Below are 24399 nucleotides of genomic sequence, written 5' to 3'. Positions count from 1 at the left end.
TCGAACACATCGCCCCGGAGGAGCGCGCTCGCCTCGCCGGCATAGCCAATCTGCCCGCGCCGCATCACGTACGCGTAGTCCGCGAGCGCGAGCGTGCGTGTCGCGTACTGGTCTACCAACAGGAGCGCGATGCCTTCGGTACGAAGGGCGTGCAGGAACTCGAACACCGCGTCGACGACGATGGGTGCCAGCCCGAGGGACGGCTCATCGACAAGGACAACCCGCGGCCTGCGCAGGTACGCGGCGCAGAGCGCGAGCATCTGCTGTTCTCCACCACTGAGCGTGCCTGCCTGCTGCCCGAGACGCTTGCCGAGGATCGGGAAGGCAGCGACAGCGCGCTCGATCCCTTCGCTCACCGATCGGTCCGGAATCTGCATGAGCAGGTTCTCCCGCACCGTCAGCGTGCGGTAGACCCCCTTCCCCTCGGGCACATGGCACAGCCCCATCCGGGCGCGGTTGTGCGGGGATGAGTCCGTCACGTCCTTCGAGTCGAGCAGGATGTGCCCGGACGTTGGCTTCAGGAGACCCGAGGCGGCCCTGAGCGTGGTCGTCTTTCCGGCGCCGTTCGGGCCGATCAGCGCAGTGACGCTGCCTGCGGCGACGCGAATGGTGACGTCTCGAAGGACGGCCGTACGCCCGTAGCTGCTGTTGACGTCCCGAAGCTCCATGGCCACCGGAGCATCGTCGTTGTGAGCAGCACACGTCGAGGCACTGTTGGCGGTCATGCGTCTCGCTCCTGGGCTATCACGAGTGCTTGGTCCGAGGTATCGCTGCCGAGATACGCGGCCTGGACTTCGGGACTGCTACGAACCTCCGATGGGCTGCCTTCGAAGAGGAGCCTTCCAGCGTCCAGCACATACACATGCCTCGAGATGTCCAGCACCAGAGACATGTCGTGTTCGACGATGAGGATCCCGCATCCGCGCTCCTTGACGACCTCATGCAGCGTGGAGCCGAACTTCTGTGTTTCGACCGGATCCAGTCCGGACGAGGGCTCGTCCAGCAGGAGGAGATCGAACTCGCCGGCGAGGCAGCGGGCCAGTTCGACGAGTCGTCGCTGCCCGGTCGACAGGGCACCGGCCTGCTTGTCGCGGAGATCGCCGATCCGGCAGATCTCCAGCGCGCTGTCCACGGCGGCACGGGTAGCGCGCGTCTCCGCGCGCGTCGCGAACAACTGCCCCCGCAGACGCGAACCGGCCAGTGCCGACTCGAGGCCCAGTCCGATGTTCTGAGCCACCGTCAGCGAGTCGCACAGCTGCATGAGCTGGAATGTCCGGCCGAAACCTGCGCGGGCCCGGGCAGCCGCCCCGAAGTGGGACACGTCCTTCGAGTGCAGGTGGACGGTGCCGGAACTGGGCTTCAGGAGACCGCTGATGGCGTTGAAACAAGACGTCTTGCCTGCGCCGTTCGGGCCGATGAGCGCGGTGATCTGGCCCATCGGCGCGCGAAGGGAGACGTTCTCGACCGCGGTGTGCCCGCCGTACTTGACCGACAGGTCGCGGACCTCCAGGCCCACGCGCCGGTCGAGTCCGGCCGGGGCAACCGATCGCACCTCCAGCGACGTCGCCGGTGCGGTGCTCTCAGGCTTGCGGCGCCGTTTGGGTTCGATGGCCGCCTTCTCGACGAGCCGGCGGATCGCGGTGGGCATCGTGTGCGGACCACCGCGCATGGCGATCATCACCGCAAGGACCCCGAAGATCACGTTCAGCCAATTCTGTGAGTCGCTACTGGTCCAGTAGCCAGGGACGATTGCCGCGAGGGCTGCGACTGTCGCGTACCAGGGTTCCCGGCCCGGGGTGATGGCCGCGAGGGCGACCAACTGCAGTGAGTACAGCGATCCGTAGTACGGATCGCCGATGATGGCGTAGCGGACCGACGCCCCGTAGAGGATTCCGCCGATGCCGGCGACGAAGCCGGCGAGGCAGAACACGATGACCCGAGTCATGTTCACGTTGAGGCCGAGCGTCCCGATCGCCAGCGGGGACTCGGACAGGCCGCGCAACGTCCGGCCCAGTCGTGAGCGGTGCAATCCGATCAGAGCCACGGACAGCGCGATGAAGAATGCCAGGACGACGTAGTAGAACGACGTCTCGTCATCGAATCCGGCGGGGCGCGGCATCGCCTTCCCGCTGCCTTCGGTGCCGAAGAACAGGCTCGTCGGGTAGAGCACCGACTCGACCAGCAGGGCGAAGCCGAACGTCGCGAGCGCTAGGAAGATTCCCGACAGTCTCATGGCGGGCAGGGCGACCAGTGCGGCGACTGGTACGACTACGAGCGCGCCCAGCAGGACTGCCAGCGGCCAGGGCAGATTCGTGAAGTGGGCAAACGCGACCGCTCCGACTCCGGCGAAGGTCGCCTGGCAGAGTGACGCCAGCCCGGCCGTGCGGGCGAGCAGGCCGAGCGACAGCAGGACGATCGCCTGCGTGATCCCGATCGTGACGAACTGCAGTCTGGTGCCAACGAGGACGGGCATACATGCCAGCAGGGCGGTCACGAGCACGCCGGTGCCTAGCCTGACCGAGCCGGGTGCTGTCCATGGGGGCTTCGGTATCGCCTCCGACCTCGCCGACTGCACGAGTTTTCGCTTCGGGATGAAGAGCAGCGCCGCGATCAGGAATGCGAAGGGCACCGCGTTGGGCAGCCCTCGCAGGTCTTGCGAGTTGACCACGTAGTGCGTGCACACGCTTGTGGCGATGCCCACCAGCAGTGCGCCGACGTAGGTGAGTGGAAGGCTTCCGAACGCGCTGACCGCGGCGGCGCCGAACGCCTGGGTCACGAGGACGGTCAGCACCGTGACTTGGATGCCGGCGATCGGCGCGATGAGCACGCCTGACAACGCCGCGAGCACGGCTCCCGTCATCCAGGCCGTCCGTTGGATCGCGGCGCCGTTGACCCCGTGGACCACGACGAGCTCGGGGTCGTCCACTGCGGCGCGGATCTGGACGCCTCGGCGGCTGAAGCGGAAGAAGCAGTAGAGGACGGTCACGACGATGACCGAGATCGCGAAAATCATCGCCTGCGCATAGGAGATGATAGTTCCGCCGAGTTTGAATGTGGATCCGCCCTTGGGGAGGTACTGCGCGACGAGGAGGGGATCCGTGCCGTATTTCACCGTCGCCAGGCCTTCGACGATGAGCAGGATTCCCAGTGTTGCGACGATCTGCCAGATCAGGCGCTGCTCGCGGACCCGGCGGCTCACATACGCCAGGATGAGACCGAATAGGGGTCCCATGACGAGCACGACGACGATGAATGCGGCCCACCACGGCCATCCCTCATCGACATGCAAGAAGTAGAAGAGGTACGCGGCTCCTGCGACCACCGCGCCGTGCCCGAAATTGAAGATCCCTGACGTCTTGTATGTGAGGACCAGTCCGGTCCCGGCCAGCCCGAGGACTGAGCCGATGACCACGCCGGCGACGATGAACGGCAAAAGCTCATTCCACACTTGTCTTCTCCGTCATGCGTATTCCATGTCCGTGTCCCGCTGTCGGGCAAGGGCCGTTCGCTCGGCTCACCGAGGTCTGCGAGGTCATACAGCTGCTCCGATTGGTTACCGCGCCATCGGGGGCGGCGAGGCGATGCAGCTGCTCGCGAGGTCCCCCTTCGCGCCATTGCCGACGCGGCCAGCGGGATGCAGCGTGGCCGGGGCGTCGTCTCCGGCCTGGTACTTCACCGGCCAGTAGCAGACGACCCGGGGAGAAGGCTTGTCAGCGGTGAAGGTGACGGGCTGCGCCAGCAGCCCACCCAGCGACTCGTTCTTCACTGCGCTGTAGCCGTCGATGATCGATGCTCTCGTGACCTCGCCATTGATCCCGGAAACAACCTTCTGGAACAGCGCCAGCGAGGTCCACACTGCCGTCGGCCCGCTTGTGCCGATCTTCAGCTTGGGCGCGTACTTCGCGATCGCCTCACGGAACTGCTTCGTCGCCGGAGACTTGTCCCACCAGGGGAAACCCTGCAGCGACGCGGTGAAGTGAGCGCCGGTCACGTCACTGAGGGATTGCGACGAGAACGCGCCGCCTGTGAGCGAATAGGCGCCGTTGTAGCCCTGCTGACGGCACGCGAGCGCCAGCTGCACGGCAGTCGCCGGCGCCAACGCCACGACGAGTCCGTCGACCTTCTTTTGCGCCACCGACAGGCACTGAGGGGTGAAGTTCGTGGCGGTGTTCGCAACCCTCAGCGACGCCGCGAAACCGACCTTGAGCGCGGAGGCTTGCTGTTCGATGACATGGCTGGCAGTCGCGCAGGACGACACGTCGGAGCAGGTGACCGCCCCGAGCTTCTTCGCGCCGTCGGCGACCACCGCACCGACAGCCCCCGAATTGGTAATCGCGATCGGCGCGGTGACCTCGTAGAAGTTCGGCCGCGAACTCCACACCGCCTCGTCCGACCCGCCGCCCTGGAGGACCGCGATGTGTTTCGACGCGAGGTAGTCGGCGATCGTGCCCTCGCTGACCTGGTCGCTCACGATGACCGCGGCGACCTTCTTCGTCTCCACCAGATCACGCGCCACGGAGATCGCCGAGCTGGCAACGCTCTTGGTGTCTTCGATGATGAGGTCGACGGGGTGCCCGTTGAGCCCACCCGCCGCGTTCACTGCAGACGCCCATGCCTTCGCGGTGTCTGCCTTGCCGGCATCGTACGAAGCAAGAATGCCGGTCTCGCCGAGGACATACCCCACCTTGATCGGCGACCCGGTCGCGGACGACGAGGGCATGTACCCGGCTCCGTCCGATGAGCTGGTCGACGCGGTTTGGGAACTACACGCAGTGGCTGCAATCGCGGCGACGGCCAGTGCCGCTGTCAGTCGACTGCCTCTGTAACGGCCCGAGAAACTCAATTTCATACCCCTTTGTATGAGATCTACCGGTCGGATTACGCGGTGGATGCCGCTGCTCGTCGCAGCGGCCGTTCCTCAGGGCATCGGGAACGCAGCGACCTGTCCGACTGCGACGGCTATGTCCCGTCGCCGACCATCTTCCGGACAAGTTAGTCTGTTCGTACTTCCTACACCACCCCCGCGTAAGAGGTTGTCTCACGCGGTACGGCACAATGCAGGTCGCGCGCCCTGTTCCTGCCGACCTTCGCCGCTCGTCCGCAGGCGGGACCGCTCCATGTGACCAACGCGCGGCGTGTACACGGTGGTGGTACACGTCCTGACCAGTGGATTCGATGAGTGGCACTCCGTCGTTCAGGACGTCATCCGCGACGACGCATCGCCGGTTCACCATGTGGTCTGCGGAGGGAGCTCGCCGACTGGGCGGAGCCCAGCTGAGCGCGGCAAAGAAGGGCAGCAAACCGCACGTTCTGTCCGGTACCCGGATACCCCGCTGGCCCTCGCCCGTCTCGGGCGTCAGCCTCCACGGCAACCGGGCGTCCAAACCGCTGATCCGGGTGCTCCCCCACGGTCCTCGCCGACGACACCCGTCAAGATCCGGGCCGACAGGGTGCACTTCTCCACCGGTCGCCTCGCCTGGGCTTCGAGCCGGGGCCTGGCCCGCGCATCGACACCGCGGCATGCCCGCCGCCCGTCCGACCCCCAGTCCGGTTTGGCGGGACGCATGCGCGGTGGCTGCCTGATGCTGTGGTCACGCGATGAGGCGGAGGGTTGGCCGGCCTGGTGAGGGATTGTGGTCTCGGAGAGGACAGTGCCACGGCGGCGGGCCAGGGCCACGAGGGCCTGGTGGTGGCGTTTACCCTCAGCTGTCTTGCGGCCGTACAACTCCCGGGACGTGGGGTCGTCCTTGATCGCGCAGAACGAGGATCGGCGGAAGACCCGCGCGAGGCGCTTGAGGGCCTTGTCATCGCTGGTAGCGCTGCGCGAGCAGCGAACCTTCCCGCACTGGGTCAGGACCAGGGCCAGACCACCCCGCACCGCCCCCGGGTCGCGAATTCTCAGGGCGCACTCAAGAAGGCAGGGCCGTGTGAACGTCACCGGGTTCCTGCACGATAAAGCTGCGGGCACGCCGACGCCCTGCGACACCGGATCAACGGCCCGGGCAGCAGCCCTCGGTGAGGCCGAAGCCCACCTCTCCGAACGGACCACTGCCCGCACGGTCATCGAAGACATCGCCTCGCCCCGGCACCGAATCAGAACCCGCCGCGGCAGCCGATACCAACCAGCGCCTCGCGCAGCCGCCTCGTGTCCGTCAGGGCGTCCTCACCCATCCCGGACGAGGGATCTCCGAGAAGAGACTTAACGCGCTCTGCGATCAGGTCATAGCTTCAGTGGCGCTCAGATCATGCATCACGCCTTCATGTGCTCATGCCCTCGACACGTCCTGATCGTCGGCAAACGCGGGCTAGACAAACTTCGGCTCGTCGGCGCGACGCGCTCTCAGCCCGCCGCGTCAACGATCCTCGTGCCGCCCGCTACTCGCCGTCGGGAACCTCATCCGCCGACGGTGGCAGCGCAACGACGGCGACTCCCGTAAGCACAGCCGTCCCGTCCGAGAGCTCGGCCGCAAGGTCGACAACGGCGCGTTCCTCGTTGTCCTCCACCACGACATCGGTCACGCGGCCTCGACACGTGACCGTCGCGTAGAGCGGCGTGATCTCTCGAAAGCGGACCCTGAACGAGCGCAGATTCTGTTGCGGAGCCCACTGCGTCAGGAAGCGGCCGAGGTAGGCCATCGGGAGCATGCCGTGCGCGAACACGTCATCGAAGCCGGCGGACTTCGCGACATCCGAATCGATGTGAATCGGGTGGTGGTCGCCCGAAGCGCCCGCGAACAGCGCCAGCGTCGCCCTCGAGATCGGTGGACTCGTCAACGGCGGTAGCTCGTCGCCCGCCGTCACTGTCCGGCTCATGACGGAAGCTCCGCATGAGCCCTGTCCGCGTCGGCCGGGTTTCTGACGACAACTGTCGACTCCATGCTCGCCACCAGAACGTTGTCCTGGTTGACGACGTCGAACACACGGGTCACGAAATCGAGCGCGCCGCCCTTGCGGCTGTAGAGATCGGTCACGGTCGACTTGGTCGACAGGACATCGCCCGCGTAGGCCATGTGCAGGTACTGGAAGGACTGCTCGCCGTGCAGGATCCGATTTGGGTCGATCCCGAGGAGCTGGCAGTAATCGAGTGGGTCTGGCGCTTCCAGGTCTACGGAGAAGAAGAAGGTGGGCGGCACAGGCAGATCGCGGTGTCCGGCCGACTTCGCCGCCTGCGGGTCGAGGTAGACCGGATCGGTCTGACCTGTCGCTTTGGCGAACTGACGAAGCCGACTGCGGGTGATGAGCAGACGCCGCCCAGGCATCTCCATTCCCACCTTCGCTGGGTCGAGTGCCATTACGCGTCGGTCCGGCCGTACATCGTCACCACGCACGCCCCGCCCAGACCGAGGTTGTGCTGCAGCGCGATGTCGGCGCCGTCGACCTGCCGCGCTCCCGCGTCGCCGCGGAGCTGCCAGACCAGTTCCGCGCACTGCGCGAGTCCTGTCGCGCCGAGAGGGTGTCCCTTCGACAACAGACCGCCGGACGGATTGACGACAACCCGCCCGCCGTAGGTGTTGTCCCCGTCAAGAATGAAGCGTTCGGCGGTGCCGGCGGGTGTTAGTCCCAGCGCCTCGTACATCAGGGTCTCGGCCGTCGTGAAGCAGTCGTGCAGTTCCACCACTGCGACGTCCTCAGGCCCAACACCGGCGGCGTCGTACACCTTGTTCACTGCGTCGACGGTCATGTCGTAGCCGACGATCTTGCGCATGTCGCCCGACTGGAAGACGTCGGGGTGATCGGTGGTCAGGCTTTGCGCCAGGATGCGGACCGATGCGTTGACGCCGTGGCGCGCGGCGAACTCGGGGGTGCACAGGATCGCGGCGGCTGATCCACAGGTCGGCGGGCAGCACTGCAGCCGTGTCAGCGGTCCGTAGATGCTCGGCGACGCCAGGACCTCGTCAACGGTGATCGGCTGCGTGAACACCGAATAGGGGTTGTTCGCCGCGTGCCGGCGCGACTTGACGGCAACATGCGCGAACACCGCCGGGTCCATGCCGTACTCATCCACGTAGGCTTGGCCCGCTCCGCCGAAGTACTGGGCAGCCATCGGCGCGAACGGGTCGATGCCCTGCGCCTTCTCTCGCAGCTTGTCGAACCGCGCCAGCGGCGTCGGGCGGTCGTCCCACAGCATGTCGATGGCACCGGGCCGCATCTGCTCGAATCCGAGCGCTATCACGCACTCCGCAGCGCCGCTTTCGATGGCCTGCCGGGCGAGCCAGAGGGCCGAGGAGCCGCTGGCGCACGCGTTGTTCACGTTGACGATCGGGATACCCGACGTGCGCAGGCCGTAGAGGGCGGCCTGTCCCGAGCAGGTGTCGCCGTAGACGTACCCGATGTAGGCCTGGTTGAGGTCAGCCGCTTCGATGCCGGCGTCGGCCAGCGCGTTCGCGGCCGCGCGTTCGCCCATCTGGTCGTAGCTGTCCGCCTCGCGTGGCTTCTTGAAGGGCACCATGCCCACTCCAGCCACTACAACGTCTGCCATAGTCGGGCCTCCCGCTTTGACATACAGAACGATCCTTTCGTTTTAGTGTGGCACACACGCAATGGCGCGGCAACGGTCGACGAAGCCCCACCTCCGTACGCTGCACTACTCGGAGGCGCCGGCTCCCAGGGTCCCGCCGGCCACCCTCGTGCTGGAGGTACCGGGGTGGCGGCGCCGCGTCGCCCTACGCGATGACCTGCAGGACGGCTGCGCCGTTCGGCGGGCGGGTGTTGGCCCTCAGGGAAGAACTGCAGCTCGATGGCATGGATGACGCGTGTGGCGGTCGATTCGTCGGGCTGCAGGGTGCGCGGTAGCCGGTGCCGCGCTAGCTGCGGCATGGGGGTGCGGCGCGTCCGGGGCAGGGCTTGACGAGCTCGCGGACCGGGTCCGCCCGAACGTCACGGACCTTGGCGGTTGCCTGTCGAGGGAGCAACCAAGTCCTGATCTTGCCTCGTTCGACCTTGACACAGGCGGCTCCTGCGAGTGACAGTCAGATCGTTCGGTTTCTAGTTTGCCCCCACTGGATGGCCAGCCGGAAGGGACCCCGGCCTGCAGCCGATCCGCCGTCCCGAAGGAGAGCTAATGACGACGAACGTCGGCGGTGAGCAGCAGATCAAGGTGATCGACTGCGACACCCACATCATCGAGCCCTACGATCTGTGGACCTCCCAGGTGCCGCAGAAGTGGCGCGACCTCGTTCCGCGGGTCGTCTGGAACGAGAAGGAGCAGCAGGACGTCTGGACCATGCCGGGCGAGCCGCTCGTGGCGGCAGCTGCAGGACCGGCGATGGCCGGCTATCGCGAGTTCCCGCCGTCGCGTCCCCCGCGCCTGAAGGACGCAGATCCCACTACGTGGAACGTGGATCTCCGGCTCAAGATGATGGATGAGTACGGCATTCACACTCAGGTGCTGTACCCCAACGTCGGGGGGTTCGGAGGAGCTCGCTTCCTGAACATTCCCGAAGCAGAGCTGCGGCTTCAGTGCGTGCGCATCTATAATGACTGGCTCACCGAGTGGGCAAGCGCAGCGCCCGACCGGTTCATCCTGAACGCTGCCGTCCCGTACTGGGACGTGCAGGAGTCGGTCAAGGAAATCAGGCGGTGCCACGCCGCTGGACACCGCGGCATCATCTTCTCTTCGCATCCGGAGAAGAACGGCCAGCCCCACCTCGGCGACAAGCACTGGGACCCGCTCTGGGCCACCTGCCAGGAACTCGGGATGCCCGTCAATTTCCACATCGGCGGCGGCGGCCTCGGTGACTTCGGTTCAAATCTTGCGGGTTACCACCCGGGGGTTGCGTACTCCATCGACACGGTGCTGCTCTTCCTGAGCAATGCCGATGCGGTGGTGAACACCATCATGGGCGGTATCTGCGATCGCTTCCCGAATCTGAACTTCGTGTCGGTGGAGAGCGGAATCGGCTGGTTCCCCTTCCTGCTCGAAGTGATGGACTGGCAGTGGATGAACTGTGGTCTGAAGCGCGACTTCCCGAAGCGGATGATGCCGAGCGAGTATTTCAAGCGCCAGTTCTTCACGTGCTTCTGGTTCGAGCGAGGCACTATCCGGTCGACGGTCGATGCGCTCGGTGCCGATCGAATTCTGTTCGAGACGGACTTCCCGCACCCGACGAGCCAGTCGCCTGGACCGGCGTCCCACGCAGTGGAGCCGCAGCAGTACATCGACGAAGCTCTCACCTCCGTGCTCACCCCGGCGGAGACGAAGGCCATCCTGCATGACAACGCCGCCGCTCTGTACAACTGGACCACCTGACGTCCACGGATGTACCTCCTCTCTCGGGCGTCGTCGTCTGCCGCTCAGCCGACGACGACGCCCGCTGAGATCCGATCCGGCCACCTATCGGACCGCTTTCTCAGCGGCGGCCCCGGTCCCGGCCGGGGCACAGGCGCTGACGGAAGGCACCGGGTGGGCGCCGGTTGTCGTTGATGACGTCGTCGTGCCCGGGCATGGGTGCCCGAACGGTGAGCCGCTGCCCATTGGGCGCCTTGCCGCCGACCTCGATACCGGTCTGGGCGTTCGTGTGCCGGGAGCGAGGAAATGCCAGCTCAAGCAGAAAGTCATGGTGTCGTAGTGGGAGTCGAGGGGCCGCTGTCGGGCGTGCGCGTGGTCGATATGACGACTTCGTATGCGGGGCCGACGGCCTCGATGTACCTGGCAGACCTGGGTGCGACCGTGATCAAGGTCGAGCGGCCGGGTGTGGGCGACGACGCCCGTGCGTGGGGGCCGCCATTCATCAATGGCAGGTCGGCCTGGTTCGCCTCGGCCAATCGCAACAAGCGTTCAGTGGTGCTGGACCTTCGGGCAGCGGAGGGGATCGATGTCCTGCACCGGTTGATTGAGGGCTCCGACGTCTTTCTGGAGAACCTGAACCCCGGCAAGCTCAAGCGGCTCGGGATCGAGCCGGAGTCGCTTCGAGCCAAGTCGCCACGGCTCATCTACTGCGCTGTGTCGGGGTGGGGCCTGGAAGGCCCTGATCGCAACCTGCCGGGTTACGACCTCGCAGCTCAGGCGAGGTCTGGGTTGATGTCCGTCACCGGTGCGCGCGGGGGCTCGCCGCAACGGGTGTCGACAGCGCTGTCGGATGTCGTGACCGGTATGTGTGCCGCCCTGGCCATCAGCGCCGCTCTGGTCAAGCAGCGTGTGACCGGTGTCGGCGACCTAGTCGACGTGTCGCTGCTGGACTCCGATCTCGCGCTGCTCGCTCCCCGCATCGCGGCGTACCTGGCGGGCGAGCCGGAACCGAGCCCGAGCGGTGGCACTGACTCCGTGCTAGCGGTGTACCAAGCCTTTCCGACCGCTGATCGCGACATCGTGGTGGCCATCGGCAACGATGCGATGTGGGCACGGTTCTGTCACGTCATCGATCATCCCGATCTCGCGTCGGATCCCTCGCTGGCGACCAACGAGGGGCGTCGGGCGCACCGGCTGCACCTGACGGACACGATCACCGCGGCATTGTCGGCGAAGCCGGCGGCGGAATGGATCGAGCTGCTCAGCAAGGCCGAAGTGCCGTCGTCCCTGGTGCAGACGCTGTCCGAAGTCGTCGTCGATGCGCAGGTCATCGCGCGAGACAGCCTCTTGCCGGTTGCCGGTTCACCGGACCTGGTCACGGTTCATAGTCCCTTCCGGCTTGGGTCCCTTCCGGCGCCGCGCAACGACGCCGTTCCCGAGCTGGGAGCGCATACCGTCGAGGTCCTCCAGGAGTTGGGGCTGTCAGCTGACGGTATCGAGCAGCTGATCTCTTCGGGCGCGGTGCACGCGAACGGTTCTGTTTCTGGAGGTTCTGGCCATGTCTGACGACGCACTGCTGATCAGCCGCGACGGCCCGGTCGCGGTGGTCACGCTGAACCGTCCCGGGGTGCACAATGCGTTGAACCGCCGCACCTTGGAGGAGCTGTCGGCCGCGGTCAACGACCTCGCGGCACACGGGTCGGTTCGCGCCATTGTGCTCACTGGAGCCGGCGAGAAGGCGTTCAGCGCCGGCGCGGACCTCGATGAGCTCAGTGGGCTGAACTACGAGCAAGCGAGCGCGGCGCTGGGCTACGGGCAGTCTGTGATGCTCGAGGTCTCGCGGTGTCCGGTGCCCGTGATCGCCGCCGTCAACGGGGTGGCACTGGGAGGCGGGTTCGAGCTGGCGCTCGCGGCCTCGTTCGTGGTCGTGTCGACCAGGGCGTCGTTCGGCCTGCCGGAATCGGGACTCGGGCTCATCCCCGGGTACGGGGGCACGCAGCGTCTTCCTCGGCTGGTCGGACCTGCAGTCGCCGCCTATCTGATGCTCAGCGGCAGACGTCTGTCGGCCGGCAGGGCGTACGAGTTGGGTCTCGCGCCGACCGAACCGGTCGAACCTGCCGACCTTCTGGAGAATGCGACGCAGATCGCCGTGGAGATCGCACGACGCGGGCCGATGGCGAACTCCGCAATATTGCAGGCTCTTCAGACGACAGCTCCGCCGCCCGCACACCTCGAAGCGGAGACCTCGCTGGCGGCAGCCGCTACCGCCGGGCCGGAGGCGGCCGAAGGAATCGCCGCCTTCAAAGCACGGCGTCAGCCCGAGTTCGCGGAACGCCCGTGAAGACCGACGCGATCCGCATGCGCAGTGCGAGCCCGCTTGCCACGGGTGATCCAGACGGCCACATCCAGTTGCACGGGCTACTGGACGAGGCCGCATGCGACCGTCTTCTGTCCGAACGCGAACTGACGCTACGCACGCAGATCCGCGAGGTGGTCGCCGCCGACGTCGCTCCGCGGGCTCGTGAGCTCGATCAGAGCCACACGTTTGCCCACGACAGCTACCAAGCGCTGGCGCAGGCAGGCTTCGGCGGCCTATTGTTCCCGCGACGGTGGGGCGGCACCGAGGACACGAACGTCGCCTACGCGGTTGCGATGGAGGAGATCGCGGCTGGGTGCGCGGCCACGAGCCTGGTGTTCATGACGCAGATGCACGCCGCCTATCCGATCTGGCAAGCAGGCAGCGAGCGCCTGGCCGACCGCCACCTCCCCGGCATCATCGACGGCTCGGCCTACGGGGCCCTGGCCATCACCGAGCCCGATGCCGGCAGCGACGTCGCAAGCATGAAGACGCGCGCGCGGCACGACGGCTCCAGCGACATCTACCGCCTGTCGGGGTCGAAGACGTTCATCACGACCGGTGACAAGGCAAATGTGCTCGTCTGCTTCGCGACGGTCGACCCACGACTCGGCCGCAAGGGCATCACGGCGTTCGTCGTCGACGGCGACAGCCCGGGTCTGACGCGCGGCAACCCCTTCCACAAGATGGGGATGCACGGCTCGACCACTGCCGAGGTGTTCCTCGACCAGGTCCCCGTCCGCGCCGACCACATGCTGGGCTCGGAAGGATCAGGCTGGCAGGTCGTCATGGCCTCGGTCGTGAAGTCACGGATCAGCGCAGCCGCGCAGGGCGTCGGCATCGCTCGCGCCGCCTACGCTGCGACGCTCGCGGCGCTGAGGGCGATCCACGGCCGCACGCTGCCACCCGAAGCCCTCTTCGCGCTGGCCGATCTGCGCGGGCAGATCCTGCAGGGGCGGTTGCTGCTATTGGCGACCGCTCGCGACGTCGACCACGCCGACAATCCGTCCCGAGCACAGATCGGGATCATGAAGCAGACCTGCACGGATCTCGGATTCAAGGTCAGTACCGCGGCCGCCCGCATCCTCGGCCCCTACGGCGACCTCGCCGATCTGGGAGTGGAGCGCTGTGTTCGCGACGCGAAGGTTACCCAGATCTACGACGGCACGAACGAAGTGCAGCGGCTGCTCGTAGGCCGCGAGACGACCAAGCAGCTGGAGGAGCTGGAATGAACGCGCCCCTGGACGGCAAGGTAGCAATTGTTACCGGCGCCAGTCGTGGCCTCGGCCGGTCTATGGCGTCGCAGCTCTCCGCTGCCGGGGCCTCGCTGGTTGTCGCTTCCCGTTCGACGGTAGATCTCAAGTCGTTCGTGACCGAAACCGAGGCATTGGGGCGCCGTGCGCTTGCCGTGCCCTGCGATGTGAGCGACGAGGACTCCGTTCAAGCGATGGTGGCCGCCGCGGTGCAGGAGTTCGGGCGCCTGGACATCGTGGTCAACAACGCCGGCGTGGTCTACACCTCGCCGTTGCTCGACCAGACTTCTGATGCCTGGGACAGGGTGATCGACACCAATCTCCGAGGCGTCTACCTCGTCACGCGGGCCGCCGGACCCCACCTCATCGCGCAGGGCTCCGGAAAGGTCATCAACATCGCGTCCAACTTCGCCTTGATGGGTGTCAGTCAGCACACGGCCTACACGTCGTCGAAAGCCGCCATCATCGCCTTCACGCAATCTCTTGCAGTCGAGTGGGCGCGGCACAACATTCAGGTCAATGCTCTCGCCCCGGGGTACTTCGAGACCGACATCAACACCGAACTACGCGCGAACGCCGCCGTGCATACCGTGCTGCGGCGCATCCCCGCCCGCCGAATGGGCCGCGCGGAAGAACTCGGGCCGTGGGTTCAGCTGCTCGCGGGACCCGCATCGGACTTCATGACCGGCTCAACCATCGTCATCGACGGTGGTCACTCAGTTCAATAGCCCGGCTCACGCCCACCAGCGCCCAGCGCAAGGAGTAGGACATGGCACACGAAGGCAAGACAGTCGCTGTAGTCGGTGCAGGCACGATGGGATCGGGTATCGCTACGGTCACCGCCCGGTCGGGCCATCGGACCTTGCTCTACGACGTGAGCGAGGACGGGTTGACGCGCGGGACGGAGACCGTTCGAGGCTTCTTCGACAAGAGTGTGTCGCTCGGCAAGATGACCAGCCCCGAGGCTGCGGACGCCAAAGCCAATCTGACCGGCACGACCGATCTGAAAGATCTTGCTTCGTGCGACATCGTCATCGAGGCAGTCTTTGAAGACGCTGCTGTCAAGAAGCAGTTGTATCGCGAACTGGATGAGATTGTCTCGGACGAAACCCTGTTCCACACGAACACCTCGACGCTCTCGGTGACCTCTATCGCGTCCGGGTCCCGTCGACCCGAGCGGGTCGTGGGAACCCACTACTGCAATCCGGCTCCTCTGATGAAGCTGGTCGAGGTCGCTGACGGGCGCCACACAGCGGATTGGGCCCATAAGGCGACCATCGAGTTCCTCACGTCGCTGGGAAAGACCACTGTCGTCGCCAAGGACCGACCAGGGTTCATCGTCAACAGGTTCCTCATCCCCTGGGAGAACAGCTGCATTATGGCGCTGGAAGCCGGCCTGGGAACCAAGGAGTCGATCGACGCCGCCATCACGGGAGCCCTCGGCCACCCGATGGGGCCTTTCCGTTTGCTCGACATCGTCGGTCTCGACATCCACCAGCAGGTCGCGACGCGACTGTACGAGCAGCTCAGGGATCCGCGCTTCTTCCCGCCGCCCATGGTCGAGCGCATGGTGGCAGCGGGTGACCTGGGGCGGAAGACGGGCCGCGGCTTCTACTCCTATGACGGCAGCCGCCTCTTCGGCTCCTGACCGTCCCATACCGATGTCTACGACAGCTACGGCAGGAAAGTTCTCTGATGACTGAGTTCGAACAGGTTGCTGTTCTCGGTTTCGGCACCATGGGCGCTGGCATCGCGCAGGTGATTGCACAGTCCGGCCGCCGGGTGGTCGTGCTTGAGGCCGACGAGATCCGCATCGAGGCTGGTTTCCAAGCGATGGGCAAGTTCCTCGACGACGGCGTACGCAGAGGCAAGACCACCGAGGTGGAGAAGGCCGCGCTTCTGGAGCGCGTTCGCGGCACGACCACAATCACCGATCTCAGCGAGGTCGATCTGGTCATCGAGGCGATCACTGAACGCCGAGACACGAAGCGGGAGATGTTCGGTCGCCTGAGCGACGTCGTCCCTTCGGACGCGATCGTAGCGACCAACACCTCGGCGCTGTCGGTGTCCGACCTTGCGACATCGGTCGCGAACCCGAGCCGCTTCGCCGGCCTGCACTTCTTCAACCCGCCACAGCTGATGCGTGTCATCGAGGTGGTCGTCGGCGTCGAGTCCGACCCCGCTGTCGTCAGCCGCCTGTCCGGGTTCGTCAACGCGCTCGGCAAGGTCCCGATCGAAGTCAAGGACCGCCCCGGATTCCTGGTCAACCGACTGCTGATGCCCTACCTCAACGACGTCATCCAGGCCTACGACGAAGAACTTGCCACGGCCGAGGACCTCGACACGGCAATGAAGCTCGGCCTCGGCTACAAGCTCGGGCCCCTGGAACTGCTCGACCTGATCGGCCTCGACGTGCACAACCATGCGACCCGCTCGGCGTACGACGCGACGCTGGACCCGACCTTCGCTCCGCCCCCGCTGTTGCAGACGATGGTGGCCGCCGGCCGGCACGGCAACAAGAACGGGCGGGGATTCCGCACGCACACCGACGGAGGTACTGCACAGTGACCGGCTACGAGGACATCACCGCCGAGCGCGAGGGTGCCACCCTGATCATCACGATCAACCGCCCCAAGGCCGGCAACAAGTTCCGGGCGAAGACGTGCCTTGAGCTGTCCGACGCTCTCCAGCAGCTGCGACTCGATCCTTCGCTGCGCGTCGGGATCCTGACAGGAGCCGGGCAGAAGTTCTTCTGCATCGGCGGCGAGCACGACGAACTCAAATCGCTCGACCAATCGCAGGTCCTCCCAATCATCGACGTCTACCAGGCAATCGACACGATCCCGAAGCCCGTGATCGCCGCCGTCAACGGATTCGCGGTCGGCGGAGGGAACGTGCTCGCCAATATCTGCGACCTCACCATCGCTGCCGAGCACGCTGTGTTCCGCCAGGTCGGCCCTATGGTCGGCAGCTTCGACGCGGGGTACGGCAGCTGGTACCTCGAGGATTCGATCGGCCGCAAGCGCGCAAAGGAAATGTGGTACCTGAACCGCAAGTACACGGCGCAGGAAGCGATGGCCCGAGGACTCGTGAATGATGTAGTCGCCGGCGAGCAACTGCTTGATCACGCCCTTGCCGTCGCTGCCGAGATCGGCAAGCGGAGCCCGCTGGCGATCGGAGCCATGAAGACGGCGTTCTCTGCTCGGCACAACGGTGTGGCCGGTCAGGCTCGCATGGCGCATGACCAGCTCCTCACAATGTACCTCACAACGGGCGAGGCGCATGAGGTGAACGCGGCTTTCAACGAGCGCCGCGACCCGGACTCTGATCGGTTCTGGGCGTGAGTCTGCCCGGTGTCGCGCTGAGCGCGGACCAGTCCGACATCGTCGGGCTGGTTGACGCTGTAGTCGCCCACGAAGGCGCTCCGACGGCCGACACCTCCACCGACTCTGCGTCGCCGCCACGAGCGGCAGTCGTCCGTGCCGGCCTGTGGTCGATGGCGGTGCCGGAGCCCCAAGGGGGCGGTGGTGCCGCCGTCGAGCTCTACTTGGTCGCGTTGGCGCAGCTGGGACGCAGCTGGCCGGCATTGGCCTGGGCCATGGCGCAGACTCACGCTGCCGCATCTCTGCTCAGCGTGGACACCTCGCATGCGTCCGTCCTAGCCGAGGTAGTGTCCGGCAACGCTTCGGCGTGCGTGGTCGACACCGCAGCTGAGCACGTCACGATCAGCAAGGCCGACGAGCACAGATTGGTTGGATCAGTCGCCAGGATCGACCCTTGCGGCGAGAACGTGCACGTCCTGCTCGTCGAGCAGCAGCGATACTGGCTCCTCGCGCCGGCGGCCCTGCAGATCAGCCCTCCGCTGGCGCGCACGGGATTCGCGGGCGCTCGCACCGCCTCCGTCGCGATCAACGGGACGATCGGCGCCGACGCGTGGCCGATCGCCTGCGATGAATCGAGCACGGTGTTGGCTCAACTCCGGACATCCGGAGCGGCCGTCGCCGCCGGACTGGCCCATGAGGCAGCTCATCAGAGTACGTCCTACGCGCAGCAGCGCGTGCAGTTCGGAGCTCCCCTCGTCGCGCTCCCAACCGTCCGCCAGTCCCTGCTGCGCCAATTGGGAGCGGCGGCGTCGAGTCTCGCAGCCACCCTCGCTGCGGACAGTAGCGACAGTCGGCTGGCCGCGGCCATCCTCGACGAGAATTGCGAACGTGCGATCGAGGTCGCTGCCGCCGCGGTCCAGTCTCTCGGCGGGTACGGCTACCTTGCGGAATACGGCGTCGAGCGCCTGCTGCGGGACGCGATCTCGCTCAGGGCCGCCACAGCCGCTGCTGCTGGCGCACGCAGCGTATCCCTGTCGTTCGCTGGATCGGCGCAGTGACCGATCGGGTGGGTACCTCGCCGAGGTATGCCCCCGTCAGGCGCAAGCCGACGCAGCAGCGGCATCCCACCCCTAACCCGTTGGGGCCCCGCCGGGCCTGCTACGGGAGGGAGATGGATGAACTCGCGAGGCAATGCCGCTCTCAGCATCCAGGCGTGGCCAGGCAGTGACGTCCAGCGCGGTCGAGATCTGCCGGCCCGCGTTCCGCGCGGCAGTTCCCAGTCCAGGCAGCGTCATCCGTAGGCGAGCTACCTCAACCCGGCCTGCGGCAAGCACGTCGTGTATCGCCCTGTGCTCACGCCGGTGCACCGCCTGGAGCAACAACTCAGGCAGTGATACCACCGGGAAACTGCGCGCAACATCGCGTCCGTCAGCTCGAACAACGCATCCACACACCGAGGCAACGCCGCGTACAACTCCGTTGAAAGGAAGAGAGTTCGGCAAGCACCTGCCGATGCCGGCTCCATGGACGACACTCGACATCAACGACCTCCGCTGCAGTTGTGCGACCCGACATCACACAGCCCGAAGCGGAGGTCGTTGCCATACCTGGGAGGTTCCCATGCGAGTGAACGACCCGAACTCAAACGATCACCGAAGGTCCAATTTCAAAGCTAAGCCCTCAACGGCAGCCTGCGATCGGCCAGGGTCATGACCAGCACCAGGAAGGACACCCCGACCAAGATCCAGGCGACCGAGTGCAGGCCGCTGTCGGTGACGCCGGTGTGGAACACGATGCCGGTGATCGTCGATGACGCGATCGACCCGACGTAGCCGAACGTCCGGAACAGGCCGGCCGCCGTCCCCAGCTGCGCTGGCGGTGCCTGCGTGTATAGGGCGGTCTGGTTCCCCACCGTCGTCGTGCCCATGGTGACGCCGAAGCCCAGGGTCACCGCGATGATCAGTACCGCCGGGCTGTGGCCGTTGAGAAGCAGTGTCAGCAGGGACGCGGCCAGCATCGATGCGCCGGTGACGATCAGCGGCCAGCGGATCAGGTTGCGTCTCGACACCCAGAGTGACGCGAGAGCGGCGAGTGCTCCCATCGGGAGAATGAGCAGCCCAGCGGCCTCGGGGAAGTAGCCGTGCCCGGCCTCGAGCCACTGTGTGAGCCCGTAGAGCACCGTGTAGAGGCCGAGAAAGGTCAGCCCGCCCCGCAGGTAGGTCCGCATCAGCGCCCCGTTGGACACGAGTTGCCGCACGTCGAGGAACGGCGTTGTGGCCCGCAGCTCCCAGAGCACAAGCGCCGTGCCGATCAAGGCAGTAATGGCCAGGGGGGCCCAGGACACGTGCGGCAGCCCGAGCAGGAACACCAGTAGCGCCGTCATCATCCCCCCGAACCCCGCGATTCCCGGGACATCAACGCGGGAGGTGATCTCGCCGAGCCGCCCGCGCACCGCGATGGCCGGATCGCGCGGCACCCACAGGACTGTCATCACCAGGCCGGCCAGCGCGAATGGCACGTTCAAGAAGAACGTCGATCGCCAGCCGAGCAGACCCACCAGGAGGCCGCCGAGAGGCGGGCCGACCGCGATGAGCGTCAGGCTGACGAGGGCGAGCCCGCCGAGGATCTTGCCGGGCGGCGCGTCCAGGCCGGCTCGGGCCGCGCGCCGCCGCACCAATACCATCGCGGATGGGTACCCGGCCGACGTGCCGATGCCGATGACTGCCCGGGAGATGATCAGCGTCATCAGGCTCGGGGCGAGCCCGCCGATCAGGCCTCCGACGAGAACCAGAACGATTCCTGCCAGGAACACCCGGCGGGGTCCAAGCTCCTCCGACAGTTTGCCGAACGTCGGCTGGGCCACTGAGCTCGCCAGGTACAGCACCGACACCAGCACGGCGGTGCGCCCGACGGACACGCCCATCGAGTGCGCGATTGGCACCAGAGCCGTAGCGATCAGCGTGCTGTTGAGCGGGTTGAACGCCGACCCCATGTACAGCGGAGTGACGAAACGCCAGGAGAAAGCCCCGGACTGTTCGGTTTCTGACTGCTTAGCGAGGCGCGTGGACGCGGCTTGGCTGATCTGTGAGGCCTGCCCACCGGCAGCCGGTGTTCGGCTCATGCCGTCCTCCATCATTTCTCATCACGGCCTGCGCTTTCACGATCACAGCATTGCTCGCGCACATGAAGGCCGCCGTTGTGTTCCTAGTAGTGACGCGGCTGGTGTCCTTTGTGCTGTCAACCTCGGTGGCAAGGCTGACTAGCTGGGTGAGAGTTCCTACAGGCCCAGCGAAGGTCGGTCTACCTGCCGGGCTGGGCCCGCGGCGCACGGTCGAGCTGCCGACGAGTCTCGCGCCGGTGCCTTGGTGCGTCCTTCAAACTCCGTCGCAACAATAAACGGATTTTTGTATCCTCTTCTTGTCTCGGTGGTCGCATTCGCGTGAAATCTTCGGCGCGTGTGGGTGCGTGACCGGCGAGGGTTACCGCGTCTCAGGTGTGGTCTGGCGTGCTCACGCGGGTCCGCGCTGGTTGGATGATGTGGCGGACTGCCCGTGACGCCGGCAACTCCGTGAGATCTGAGCCCGTCAGGTGGCTTGGCTGCTCACTCTGCAGGGCGGTCGATGCGATAAATTCGTGCCGCGGTGTCGTGGAAGAGCGCGTTCTTCTCCTCGGAAGTGGCCGTGCAGACGATGTGCTTGAGGGCGTTCCACAAGGGGACGAAGCCGCTTGAGTGGCTGTCGGCGGGGTAGTCGCTGGCCATCATGCAGCGGTCGGCTCCGAAGATCTCGATCGCAGCTTCGACGTAGGGTGCCCAGGCGGCTGCAAGTTCGCGGTAGCCGACGGTGCCGGCGCGGTCTTCGAAGCCGAAGCCCCAGAAGGGCAGTCCCAGGCCGCTGATCTTGCAGGTGACGTTCGAGCGCAGGGCGAGTTCGCGCATGTTCTCGCGCCACTGCGCGAACACCGTCGCGCGGCCGTCGGCGTCGGTGTTCATGCCGAGGGCCAAGCCGCAGTGGCCGACGATGATGGCCGTCTCGGGGAAGGCGTCGGCGAGGTCGGCGAGCTCAGGCAGCTGGTGATGGAAGACCGCGGCGTCGAAGCTCAGGCCGCGTGGTGCGAGGTGGCCGAACCCGGCGCGGAAGCGCGGGTCTGCCAGCATGCCGCGAGGCGGCCTGCCCGGCAGGTACCGGTAGGTGGCTTCGTTAGTGTCGTAGGTCGCGCCTTGCCGGATTCCGCGCATCCGGTCGGGGGCCAGTTGCAGGGCCTGGTCGAGGTAGGCCGCGACAGCGTCACCGTGCAGCAGGTCGGCGAATCCCACGATCGCGGCGGCCACGCGTTGGTCTCCGAAAGCGCCGCTGGCGGCCATGGCAGCCGCTCCGTTGGCGAATTCGATCTCGCCCAGCGGCCGCATGACTTCCGGGCCTTCCCGGCGGCGGAATGAGTCGGCCTCGACGTAGACCGAGGCGAGGACGTTGTGGCCCGCGCTGGCATCGGCCAAGTACTCCTCCAGCAGGTAGCGGAGCCCCGGTCGGAGGAACAGGTGGTGCTGTGCGTCGATGATGGGGAGCTCGGGCTCGATGATCGTCTCGTCGCGGCCGCGCTGGAGTTGGCCGAACATCTGTACCTTCCAATGGGGATGCGGAGCTCTCGCCGGGCTGCCAGCAAGTCGCGCTAGTCGGCCCAGGGGGCGTCTGGTCAGTAACGCCCTCCCAGCTGTGGGATCAGCCGGGCACGAGCGGGGCTCAGGTTGTGGCGGGGGTTGGGGGAGGGATTGTTCAGGCCCGGTCGGACTGCAGGCCTGTTGACCTATCTGAGGTCAGTGCTGTCGCCGACCGGGCCGGTTGTGTGCTTGGTTGAGTCGGATGCGGCTGGGGTAGTGCCTCGCAGCAGTGTCTGCCCGCCAAATTGCGGCGTCCGATGCGTGCTCTGAAGATCCCCCCTACTCGAAGGGGTTGGGGGAGAGTGCGGGACGTCGCAACGGGGCGAGCGTTACGTGTTGGGGCTATTACTGCTGGGCGGCGGAGTACTCCTCGTCGGTGACCGGCTCCAGCCAGGTGGTGCCGTCGCTTTGCCCGGGGATTTCCGTCATAGCGACGTGGCACATGACGGTGCCTTTGGTCCCGCCGTGCCAGTGCTCCTCGCCAGGCGGGGTCCACACCGTGTCCCCGGCACGCACGCGAATGACGGTGCCGTCACGGCTTACCACCAGGCCGACGCCTTCGGTGACGTGGAGGGTCTGGCCTATGGCGTGGGAGTGCCAGTTGGTGCGGGCCCCGGGGGTGAAGCGGACCAGGGCCGCGAGGAGCCGGGAGGGTTCCTGAGCCGTCTTCAAGGGGGTGGTGTAGACGTCGCCGGTGAACCGGGCATCCGGTGCCTTGAAGGCGTCCTGGACAGAAGTGAGTTCCATCGCTTTCCTTGGGATCGGTCGGCCGCGAAGCCAGGATTGTCCGCACGGTTGCCGTCGACCGCCGACCGCTCAGCTCGCGGTTTCAGGAATCCAGTCGAACTTGTCGGGGTGAGGCCCGTTGCGGCCGGCTTCGCCCTGGTCAAGGGCCGAGATAGCGCCGTGGTGGCTGCCGGTGAGCTCGAAGTCCAGGACGGCGAGGTTCTGCCTCATCCGGTCGGAGTTGGAGCTCATGGGAAAGATGATGTTTCCCTGCTCGATGTGCCAGCGCAGCATGACCTGCGCGGGGGTGCGCCCGACTTCCGCGGCAATCCGACCGATGACAGGGTCATCAAGGTAGCGGCCCTGCGCCAGGGGTGCCCACGCCTCGATTGCGATCCCGTAGCGGGCGCAGGCGGCACGTACCTCGGCGTTGGCGAACTTGGGATGCATCTCTACCTGGTTCACCACCGGGATGATGCCGGTCTCGGAGATGATGCGGTCGAGATGGGCGGGCTGGAAGTTGGACACGCCGATCGAGCGCACCCTGCCGTCCGCGAGCAGTTCGGCCATGGCGCGCCAGGTGGACACGTAGTCGCCGTCGTAACGGGTCGGCAGCGGCCAGTGCATCAGGAACAGGTCGAGGTAGGGCAGGCCGAGCTGATCCATGGTCTGGTCGAAGGATCGGCGCACATCGTCGGGCCGGTGGTTGTTGTTGGCGAGCTTGCTCGTCACATAGAAGTCCTCGCGCGGCAGTCCGGACTCGCGAAGGGCCATGCCGACCCCGGCCTCGGACATGTAGCCCTGCGCGCTGTCGAAGTGCCGGTATCCGGCGTCGATCGCCAGGGAGATGGTGCGAGCCGCTCCCGCGTCGTCAGGATTGCCCGCAGTGGCGTCCGCGAGGTCGAGGGTGTTGAGGGTGCCGAAGCCCATCTGGGGGATCGACGTGCCGTCGTGCAGTGCGACACGAGGGATCGGGCGGGCCGTGCCGTCAGTGACGGGTGTCATGGTGTGTTCCTCTCTTTGAAATCAGATGTTGCGGAGCATGATGCGCACGCTGCCATCACGTGTCCGGGACGGGGCCTGTGCTCCTAGGCGACTCGTTAGCTGTGGCTGGCGACCGTGATCCGGCTTGCGCCCCGGACGATCGCCGCCTGGAACCACCCCGACTGCCAGCCGCAGCTGGTGCGTACATAAAGGGCCACCAACGACCATGGCCCGGGCCACTCTCGGGCGCCTGTAGGTGGCGCCGTTGCGGGTGAGGGGCACGATCTGCATCTCGGCGGTGTCACGAAGAGGGCGAGCGCTCGAAGGCCTCGACGGCGGCATGTGCGTTCTCCCTTCGTGTGAGGCACTGGCCGGAGGCCGAGCCTCAGTACCGGATACATGTATCCGGTACTGATTTGAGATTACCACAGCTGGATGCCTGGATCCAATTACTTATTTCTGCGTTCTGGGGCGAAGTTGGGGCCCGCGTTCCGCATAATTCGTAGCCTCCGAGCAATGGCATGCCACAGTTCGCCACTTGCCTCGAATTTCTCAGGTTTGTCCAGCAATTCTGTTCCGTGTTATCGCCGGGTGGGCACACTTAGGTATCTCGCTGACCTGTGTTTTTCTAGGACAAGGAAGCAGGTCAGCGGCGCCACCAGAGACATCCTCGCTCGCACGTGCCATATGCGCGCTCTCGGCATAGAGAATTATGCGGAACGCGGCAAGTCAATCTCTGCTGTCGATTGGGTAGGTGAGCCACCGATAAAATCCGGCAGACACCGTTTCGGAATATGTTGGAGGGCCAGAGACTCCTAGCTACTTCAAGGAGTCCGCGTCCACAACCCCGCCCGCTGTGCGAGTGACCTTTA

19 protein-coding genes are annotated in these 24399 nt (G+C 66.1%); 9 read left to right on the top strand and 10 right to left on the bottom strand.

The features are described 5' to 3' along the window. The 6 genes from ACIPSJ_RS51795 to ACIPSJ_RS51770 form a co-directional block, all read right to left on the bottom strand. Positions 1-725 (bottom strand): ABC transporter ATP-binding protein (locus ACIPSJ_RS51795; protein ID WP_401357447.1); only part of this gene is annotated, 725 nt, incomplete at its 3' end. Further along, positions 722-3448, bottom strand: a complete 2727-nt coding sequence (locus ACIPSJ_RS51790; RefSeq protein WP_401357444.1) for an ATP-binding cassette domain-containing protein — start codon at positions 3446-3448, stop codon at positions 722-724. The genes ACIPSJ_RS51790 and ACIPSJ_RS51795, both read right to left, overlap by 4 nt. Before the next feature lie 105 nt (positions 3449-3553). Further along, the gene (locus ACIPSJ_RS51785; RefSeq protein ID WP_401357442.1) at positions 3554-4720 is read right to left on the bottom strand and encodes an ABC transporter substrate-binding protein; all 1167 of its coding nucleotides are present in this window, start codon (positions 4718-4720) and stop codon (positions 3554-3556) included. Positions 4721-6375: 1655 nt separating this feature from the next. Beyond that, complete coding sequence (locus ACIPSJ_RS51780) at positions 6376-6813, bottom strand: MaoC/PaaZ C-terminal domain-containing protein (protein WP_401357439.1); 438 nt, start codon at positions 6811-6813, stop codon at positions 6376-6378. Next, positions 6810-7292: a MaoC family dehydratase N-terminal domain-containing protein gene (locus tag ACIPSJ_RS51775; protein ID WP_401357437.1), complete on the bottom strand. Its 483-nt coding sequence runs from the start codon at positions 7290-7292 to the stop codon at positions 6810-6812. Before ACIPSJ_RS51775 ends, ACIPSJ_RS51780 begins: the two co-directional genes overlap by 4 nt. Then, a complete protein-coding gene (locus ACIPSJ_RS51770; RefSeq protein ID WP_401357434.1) occupies positions 7292-8479 on the bottom strand; it encodes a lipid-transfer protein in 1188 nt (395 codons plus the stop codon). Before ACIPSJ_RS51770 ends, ACIPSJ_RS51775 begins: the two co-directional genes overlap by 1 nt. 582 nt (positions 8480-9061) lie before the next feature. On the opposite strand from ACIPSJ_RS51770, the gene ACIPSJ_RS51765 reads away from it, so the two are divergent. From ACIPSJ_RS51765 to ACIPSJ_RS51725, 9 genes are all read left to right on the top strand, one after another. Further along, positions 9062-10249, top strand: a complete 1188-nt coding sequence (locus ACIPSJ_RS51765; RefSeq protein ID WP_401357432.1) for an amidohydrolase family protein — start codon at positions 9062-9064, stop codon at positions 10247-10249. A gap of 318 nt (positions 10250-10567) precedes the next feature. Next, complete coding sequence (locus ACIPSJ_RS51760) at positions 10568-11794, top strand: CaiB/BaiF CoA transferase family protein (RefSeq protein WP_401357429.1); 1227 nt, start codon at positions 10568-10570, stop codon at positions 11792-11794. Continuing rightward, on the top strand, positions 11787-12569 hold the full coding sequence (locus ACIPSJ_RS51755) for an enoyl-CoA hydratase/isomerase family protein (RefSeq protein ID WP_401357426.1): 783 nt from the start codon (positions 11787-11789) through the stop codon (positions 12567-12569). Before ACIPSJ_RS51760 ends, ACIPSJ_RS51755 begins: the two co-directional genes overlap by 8 nt. Continuing rightward, the gene (locus tag ACIPSJ_RS51750; RefSeq protein WP_401357424.1) at positions 12566-13816 is read left to right on the top strand and encodes an acyl-CoA dehydrogenase family protein; all 1251 of its coding nucleotides are present in this window, start codon (positions 12566-12568) and stop codon (positions 13814-13816) included. Before ACIPSJ_RS51755 ends, ACIPSJ_RS51750 begins: the two co-directional genes overlap by 4 nt. Further along, entirely contained in the window at positions 13813-14565 is a 753-nt protein-coding gene (locus tag ACIPSJ_RS51745; protein WP_401357422.1) for an SDR family NAD(P)-dependent oxidoreductase, read from the top strand. The genes ACIPSJ_RS51750 and ACIPSJ_RS51745 overlap by 4 nt, the downstream gene beginning before the upstream one ends. 41 nt (positions 14566-14606) lie before the next feature. Then, complete coding sequence (locus tag ACIPSJ_RS51740; protein ID WP_401357419.1) at positions 14607-15485, top strand: 3-hydroxyacyl-CoA dehydrogenase family protein; 879 nt, start codon at positions 14607-14609, stop codon at positions 15483-15485. Between the two features lie 47 nt (positions 15486-15532). After that, positions 15533-16405, top strand: a complete 873-nt coding sequence (locus tag ACIPSJ_RS51735) for a 3-hydroxyacyl-CoA dehydrogenase family protein (RefSeq protein WP_401357417.1) — start codon at positions 15533-15535, stop codon at positions 16403-16405. Continuing rightward, a complete protein-coding gene (locus ACIPSJ_RS51730; protein WP_401357415.1) occupies positions 16402-17181 on the top strand; it encodes an enoyl-CoA hydratase-related protein in 780 nt (259 codons plus the stop codon). The genes ACIPSJ_RS51735 and ACIPSJ_RS51730 overlap by 4 nt, the downstream gene beginning before the upstream one ends. Next, positions 17178-18218, top strand: a complete 1041-nt coding sequence (locus ACIPSJ_RS51725; protein WP_401357412.1) for an acyl-CoA dehydrogenase family protein — start codon at positions 17178-17180, stop codon at positions 18216-18218. Before ACIPSJ_RS51730 ends, ACIPSJ_RS51725 begins: the two co-directional genes overlap by 4 nt. A gap of 614 nt (positions 18219-18832) precedes the next feature. Here the strand turns inward: ACIPSJ_RS51725 and ACIPSJ_RS51720 are convergent. The 4 genes from ACIPSJ_RS51720 to ACIPSJ_RS51705 all read right to left on the bottom strand — a co-directional run bounded on the left by ACIPSJ_RS51720 (position 18833) and on the right by ACIPSJ_RS51705 (position 23548). Continuing rightward, a complete protein-coding gene (locus tag ACIPSJ_RS51720; RefSeq protein ID WP_401357409.1) occupies positions 18833-20281 on the bottom strand; it encodes an MFS transporter in 1449 nt (482 codons plus the stop codon). Positions 20282-20761: 480 nt separating this feature from the next. Beyond that, positions 20762-21775 (bottom strand): amidohydrolase family protein, encoded by a 1014-nt coding sequence (locus tag ACIPSJ_RS51715; RefSeq protein WP_401357406.1) that lies wholly within the window; start codon positions 21773-21775, stop codon positions 20762-20764. Positions 21776-22162: 387 nt separating this feature from the next. Then, positions 22163-22564: a cupin domain-containing protein gene (locus ACIPSJ_RS51710; RefSeq protein ID WP_401357404.1), complete on the bottom strand. Its 402-nt coding sequence runs from the start codon at positions 22562-22564 to the stop codon at positions 22163-22165. A 69-nt stretch (positions 22565-22633) separates the two neighbouring features. After that, entirely contained in the window at positions 22634-23548 is a 915-nt protein-coding gene (locus tag ACIPSJ_RS51705) for an aldo/keto reductase (RefSeq protein ID WP_401357401.1), read from the bottom strand. Between the last annotated feature and the right edge of the window lie 851 nt (positions 23549-24399).

This window comes from Streptomyces sp. NPDC090088, from assembly GCF_044747345.1.
Taxonomy (GTDB): Bacteria; Actinomycetota; Actinomycetes; order Streptomycetales; family Streptomycetaceae; genus Streptomyces.
The sequence above is the reverse complement of the archived record's forward strand: the minus strand, read 5'-3'. Positions and strand labels throughout refer to the sequence as shown.